Below are 5,459 nucleotides of genomic sequence, written 5' to 3'. Positions count from 1 at the left end.
GCGGCGCGAGCATACTTTGCCGAATCGGTAGAAACCCGCGGCCTACCCGACAATGCCTACCTCTATTACAACCTAGGCACGGGAGCTACGCCGTCGCCGCCTGCCTCTAGCTTCGATGCCGCACAATTTCTCTCCTTCTTTGGCCGCGCCAACTACAGCTTTAAGGACCGCTACCTCCTTACGGCTACGTACCGCATAGATGGAGCATCTCGCTTTGGGGCCAATAATAAGTATGTGCAGACTCCATCGGCGGCATTGGCTTGGCGCGTTTCGCAGGAAGATTTCTTGCGCGACAACTCTGTTATTTCCGACCTGAAGCTGCGCTTTGGCTTCGGCCGCACTGCCAACAGCAGCATTGGCAACTACCAGTCGCAGGCCCGATTGGGTACGAATAGTTACATTTTTAACGGGGTGCGGGCCACGGGCACGACCATTAGTACCTTAGCTAACCCCGACTTGCAGTGGGAAGAGGCCATGCAGTACGACTTGGGCCTGAACCTGAGCTTGTGGCAAAACCGGGTGGCCTTCGAGGCAGATGTGTACCGCCGCAACACCGACCGCTTGCTGCTGGCGGCCCCCGTACCTCGCACCAGCGGCTACGGCAGCATCACTACCAACATCGGCGGTATCCGCAACGAGGGGCTGGAACTGGGGCTAAACACGGTGAACGTGGACAGCAAGAACTTCACCTGGTCAACGGTCTTCAACATCTCCTTTCTCAAGAACCGAGTGCTAGCCCTCGGCTCGGCAAACGACGACATTTTCCCCGGCCCCAACTTCCTCAACGAAACCAACGTGCTGCGCGTGGGCCAGCCAGTAGGCTCCCTTTTCGGATTGGAGCGTGAGGGTACATGGAGCTCGGCCGAGGCCGATGAAGCCCGGCGCTACAACCGCCTGCCCGGCGACTTGAAGTTCAAGGACCAAAACAACGACGGCCAAATAAACGACAGAGACCGTGTGATTTTGGGCAAGAGCATTCCTACCGGCTACGGTACGTTTAGCAACACCTTGCGCTACCTCAACGTGGACCTGACGGTGGATTTGCAGTTTACTTACGGCAACGACGTGATGGACCTAACCCACCACTCGGCGCTGGACCGCACAGGCCAGGCCAACAGCTACACCCGCGCCGTTACGGAAGCCTGGACGCCGGATAACCAGAACACCAGCATTGCGCAGGTGCGCCCCTCCTACCTCTCCTACGACTCCCGTATTGACTCATACAAAGTACAGGATGGCTCTTTCATCCGGGGCCGCAACTTGGTGCTGGGGTACACCTTCCCTTCCTCTACGCTAGAAGCCATCAAGCTGAGCCGCCTGCGCCTGTACGTATCGGCCCAGAACTTCTTCCTGCTGACCAAATACAAAGGGTACGACCCGGAGACGTCGACCTACACCAACGCTTTCGCGCAGGGTATTCAATTCTTTGACTACCCCAAGGCGCGCACTGTTACGGCTGGCCTAAACGTCTCCTTCTAATTCCCACTCCACTGCCTTTGTTATGCTACCGACCTTTCGAAACTTTACCAAAACGGCGCTGTGCGCAGGCTTGCTCTTAGCGGCCATCGGCTGCCAAGACTTCCTTGAGGAAGATAACCGCTCTACCCTCACCCAAGAAAACTACTTCACTTCGGCGGCCCAAGCGCAGTCGGCCATTGATGGTCTGTACAACCGCCTACGCATCATGAACGCCGAAACCGGCTACGGCGAATCGGTGTGGATTGGGGTGGAGCTAATGGCCCTGCACGCAACGACGCTGGGGCAGAGCTTCAACAACAACCAGATTATCAACCAGAGCATTGACCCTTCCAACCCCTACTTTTCATCGGTGTGGAACAATGCCTACAACGGCATTGGGGCGGCCAACCTGGCCATTGCCCGCATTCCGGCCATTGAGATGGATGAGGCCAGGAAGAAGTCGTTGCTGGGCGAGGCCTACTTTATTCGGGCCTTTCTGTATTACCACCTGGTGCGCTTGTACGGAGATGTGCCCTTACTGACCTTGCCTATTGATGCCTCCAGCCCCGACCTATACCCGGAGCGCGACCCCCAGGCCGAGGTGTATGACCTCATCATCAGTGACCTGCAAACGGCCGAAGCGGCTGGTCTACCCGCTGTAGACCGCACCGGGCGCATTTCTACCGGCGCGGTAAAGTCCTTGCTGGCCAGCGTGTACCTGACCACCGCGGGCTACCCCCTGCGTATTCAGGCAAATTATCAGAAAGCCGCCGACAAGGCCGCCGAGGTAATTGACGCCAACAGCTACCCGCTCTTTGTTACGAAGACGGTAAAAACCAAGGTAGACTCGGCGGTGTACATCAACCTGCACAACAATGCCGGCAAAAACCAGGGCGAGCTGATTTTGCAGGCTCAGTATGCCTTTGGTATTGCCACCAACCAGATCAGCCACTACGTGATTCCCTACTTCGTGGGCATCTCGAAGTACAACGACGAGTACGGTTCGGTGGTACCCACGCCCGCCTTCTACGCGAGCTACGAGCCCGGCGACCTGCGCGCCAAAGAGCGTCAGTTTTTCTTTTCTAGCTACCCATCCAGCAAGAACCCCAACCAGATCGTCGACTTCAAAACGCAGGCCCTGTACAAGTACTTTCACGTGGAAAGCGCCACGGGCAATGGGCAATCGGACGAGAACTGGACGCTGCTGCGCATGCCCGAGGTGATGCTGATTTACGCCGAGGCCATCAACGAAGCCAGCGCCGCCACGCCCAAAGCCTACGAGCAGATTAATGCCATTCGGCGGCGGGCTATGCTTCCGGAACTGAGCGGCCTGAGCAAGGACCAGTTCCGCGAGGCCGTGTGGCGCGAGCGGTACCACGAGCTAGCCTACGAGAACAAGGCCTACTTTGACATGCAGCGCACGCGCAAAGCGTACGACGTGGTCAACAACCGCTTCGTGGACGTAGTCGGCTTCAAGGGCGAGGTAGGCCCCGCCTTCCAGGAGAAATACTTGCTGTGGGGCATTCCTTCGGCCGAAATCAACAATAACAAGAAGCTAACCCAGAATCCTGGGTGGTAATACGGTAATGCCAGGCCAAGGCTTGAGGCCGGTGAGCGGTAGTTCTGGGAATTACTACCGATTGCAGGATTCGCCTGGCCTGGCGTTTTACTACCGGGTGCTTATTCACCTCAAATAAGTGCTCGGTAGTATCTACCGTGTTGCACAACGCAAGTCATTAGCTTGCAGCGCTTCTGATACGCAATACCCTCTTTTTTACTGCACCCATAACCGGCCCATGCTAAGTAGTATTCCGTTCGCGCTATGTGCTTTGCTTCTATCGTTGTTGGCAGATAACCGGGGCAATATTTTCCCGAGTACCCCCTTGGGCCCAGCAGAGCGGACATTCTACGAAAAAGAGACCATTACCCGCAAGGGCTACACACTTACCTTCATTTCCAAGGACTCCGCGTTCAGCACTGCCACGAAGCAAAAGATGATTACCACCTTTTTCGAGGTGTACCCCCTGGAGGCCAAACGGTTCAACCCGCAAACGCGCAAGCAGATTACCTTCATTGTTGACCCGGCCTACGCGGGCGTAGCCGCCACCGACGCGGCGTAGCTACCTACAGCCCCAAGTGGCTGCGCGAGCACCCCGAGGACCTGGACGTGGTAACCCACGAAGTGATGCACGTGGTGCAGGCCTACCCGCCTAACTCGGTGGGCTGGCTCACGGAAGGCATTGCCGATTATGTCCGCTACACCTACGGGGTGAACAATGTACAGGCGAAGTGGGTGCTGCCTGCCTATAAGGCGGGGCAGAGCTACACCAACAGCTACCGAATTACGGCCCGGTTCTTTGTGTGGCTGGAAAAGAACGTGCGCTCTACCCTCATCAACGAGTTGGATGCGGCGGCGCGTGCTCACACCTACACCCCCGATATCTGGAAGCAAAAAACTGGCAAGACCCTGGATGAACTCTGGACGCTCTACGCCGAGAATCCGGCCCTGGAACTCACCTACCGCTAGGGCCTGCGCCTCGCCGGGTGGTACTACGGCCGTGCTGCTCTGCATTTTCTGGAAAACCAGGCGCTAACTATTCCGCGGCAAGTAGTATCCTTACCACCGACCCGCCACCCTTGCGCGTTGCTTTCCCTGCGTTTCTTCACCTTTCCCAACCGAATGTCTAAACGTCTTCCCGCGCTTGCAGCTCTTTTTCTGCTGGCGGCCCCTCTGGCCCCGGCGCAAGTAGCAACCACCACCCAAGACCCCGTGCAGTGGGTAAACCCGCTGATTGGCACTGACTCTAAGCCTAGCCTCTCCAACGGCAATACCTACCCTGCGGTAGCCCTGCCCTGGGGCATGAACTTCTGGATGCCGCAGACTGGCAAGATGGGCAACGGCTGGGCCTACCAGTACTCGGCCGACAAGATGCGAGGCTTCAAGCAAACGCACCAGCCTCACCCTGGATGAACGACTACGGGCAATTTGCTCTCATGCCCATCACCGGCAAGCGCGTGTTTGATGAGGATGAACGGGCCAGCTGGTTTTCGCACAAGGCCGAAGTAGCCGAGCCCAACTACTACCGCGTGTACCTGGCCGACCACGACGTGGTAACGGAAATTGCGCCTACGGAGCGTGCCGCCCGTTTCCGCTTCACCTTCCCCAAGACGGATAGCGCCTACGTAGTGCTCGACGCGCTGGATAAGGGCTCTTACGTGAAGGTGCTGCCAGAGCAGCGCAAAATCATTGGCTACACCACCCGCAACAGCGGCGGCATACCCAAAAACTTCAAGAATTTCTTTGTGCTGGAGTTCGACCACGACTTTACCAGCACGGCCCTCTACCAGGATAAGAAGCTGGCAAGTGGGGTGATGGAAGTGACGGCCAATCACGCCGGCGCCGTAGTAGGCTTCAAAACGCGCAAAGGGGAACAGGTAAATGCCGGGTTGCCTCCTCGTTTATCAGCCCCGAGCAGGCCGAGCTGAACCTGCGCGAAATTGGCACCAACAACTTCGATGCCATCCGCCAGCAAGGACGCACGGCCTGGAACAAGGCCCTCGGTCGCATCGACATTGAGGGCGGCACACCTGACCAGCGCCGCACGTTCTACTCCTGCCTCTACCGCTCCTTGCTGTTTCCGCGCAAGCTGTATGAGCTAGACGCTACGGGCAAGGTGATGCACTACAGCCCCTTCAACGGGGAAGTGCTGCCGGGCTACATGTACACCGATACCGGCTTCTGGGACACCTTTCGGGCCCTGTTTCCCTTCCTCAACCTGCTCTACCCCGATGTAAACACCGAGATTCAGCAGGGCCTAGCCAATGATTATAAGGAAGGAGGCTGGCTCCCAGAATGGGCTAGCCCCGGTTTGCGCAACGTGATGGTGGGCAACAACTCCGCCTCGGTGGTAGCTGATGCCTACCTAAAAGGAATTCGGGGCCAGGACATGAACGTGCTGTACGAAGCCCTGACCCACGGCGCCAACAATGCCGGGCCGATG

At 57.6% G+C, this 5,459-nt stretch carries 4 protein-coding genes and 1 pseudogene; all 5 read left to right on the top strand.

The window, feature by feature from the left end; all coding sequences use genetic code 11:
- The coding region (locus VI25_RS22330) for a SusC/RagA family TonB-linked outer membrane protein (RefSeq protein ID WP_152981782.1) at positions 1-1,479 on the top strand (1,479 nt) is incomplete at its 5' end.
- Between the two features lie 22 nt (positions 1,480-1,501).
- On the top strand, positions 1,502-3,037 hold the full coding sequence (locus tag VI25_RS22325) for a RagB/SusD family nutrient uptake outer membrane protein (RefSeq protein WP_045690516.1): 1,536 nt from the start codon (positions 1,502-1,504) through the stop codon (positions 3,035-3,037).
- Positions 3,038-3,287: 250 nt separating this feature from the next.
- On the top strand, positions 3,288-3,578 hold the full coding sequence (locus VI25_RS22320) for a hypothetical protein (protein WP_152981781.1): 291 nt from the start codon (positions 3,288-3,290) through the stop codon (positions 3,576-3,578).
- 47 nt (positions 3,579-3,625) lie between these two features.
- On the top strand, positions 3,626-3,985 hold the full coding sequence (locus tag VI25_RS22315) for a basic secretory protein-like protein (protein ID WP_055562925.1): 360 nt from the start codon (positions 3,626-3,628) through the stop codon (positions 3,983-3,985).
- A gap of 153 nt (positions 3,986-4,138) precedes the next feature.
- Positions 4,139-5,459: pseudogene (locus tag VI25_RS22310) on the top strand (GH92 family glycosyl hydrolase); the annotation flags it as partial.

Source organism: Hymenobacter sp. AT01-02 (assembly GCF_000961955.2).
Classification (GTDB): Bacteria; Bacteroidota; Bacteroidia; order Cytophagales; family Hymenobacteraceae; genus Hymenobacter; species Hymenobacter mucosus.
This window is presented reverse-complemented; position numbering and strand designations above follow the sequence as displayed.